Origin of the sequence: Arthrobacter sp. G119Y2 (assembly GCF_038069765.1) — a bacterium.
Classification (GTDB): Bacteria; Actinomycetota; Actinomycetes; order Actinomycetales; family Micrococcaceae; genus Arthrobacter_B.
The window spans coordinates 1-1,038 of sequence record NZ_JBBPFS010000018.1 but is presented as its reverse complement, the minus strand read 5'-3'; the positions used below and the strand labels follow the sequence as shown (position 1 = coordinate 1,038).

Annotated in this window: 1 protein-coding gene; it reads right to left on the bottom strand. The window is 69.1% G+C overall.

Going from position 1 to position 1,038, the window contains the following annotated elements; translation table 11 throughout:
- On the bottom strand, nt 1-1,038 hold a 1,038-nt coding region (locus WKB88_RS18160), incomplete at both ends, for a DUF222 domain-containing protein (protein ID WP_341395967.1).

The following is a 1,038-nucleotide window of genomic DNA, read 5'->3' as shown; positions in this document are numbered from 1 at the left end:
CGGGCCATCCGCCGTGCCGTTTCGGGGCTGATGGGTCCGTAGCCGTGCAGTTCCGCGGGCTGGTCGTCGGCGCCCAGGAGGGTTTCGGCGCTGATCAGGACCAGGATCTCGGTCCGGGCCCGGGAGCCATGGCCGCCGCACCCGGTGCCGGTCTTCGAACCGCCGCTTCTGCCCGCCCCGGAACGCTTACCTGCACCGGCACGCTTACCTGCACCGGCACGCTTACCCCCGGCGCCCGTACCGGCACCGGAATCAGCCCCGGGATCAGCGCCGGCACCAGAATCGGGACGACTACCAGCACCGCGACCGGGCCCCGTTCCCATACCGGCACCGGTGCCGGTGTCGGTGCCGGTAAGAGCGCCGGAACGCGGGCAGTCACCCTCACACGTAGCGTCGTGGTTTCCGCCGTCGAGGAGGTCGGTGAGGATGTCCGTGCGGAGCTGGTCCACGGTGCGCGGGTCTCCGTGGGCCTGCTCGCCGCGGGCTGCGAGGCTGAGCCGGGTGAAGAACGCCTGGGCTTTCTCGGCCGGGAGCAGGGCCGAGAGCCAGGACATTCCGTCGCAGTCAGGCTGCAGGGCCACCCGCCGCTGCTCGAAGGCGCTGCGCTGACGCACGGTGATGGTTTCCGGGTAGGTGTTCTCCCGCAGCCGCCGTGCCCGGACCCGGAACTGGGTGTGGGTTTGGTCGGGAGCCAGGTCCAGCAGTTGTGTTTGGAAGGAGGGCAGTTCCTTCGCGGGGATGTTCTGGCATTGATCGATGACGGTCTGCGCGTGGCCGTAGCTGATGTTTCCGGTTTCCAGGGCGTGCAGGGTGGCGGTGTGGGTGGTGCACAGGGAGCCGGCTTCACTCATCAGCATCATGGCGGTGTTCGCGGGAAGGTGCAGGATCGCAGCTGCTTCCTCGGCGGCGAGGCTGAAGGCCATCGCGGGGTCCAGAGTGGCGGTGCCCTGGTGGTATTCGGTGCGGAACTGGGTGTGGATGCGGGTGAGGGTCTTGGCTTGCTGGGCCTGGGCCCAGCGGATGAGGTGATCGAGGCGG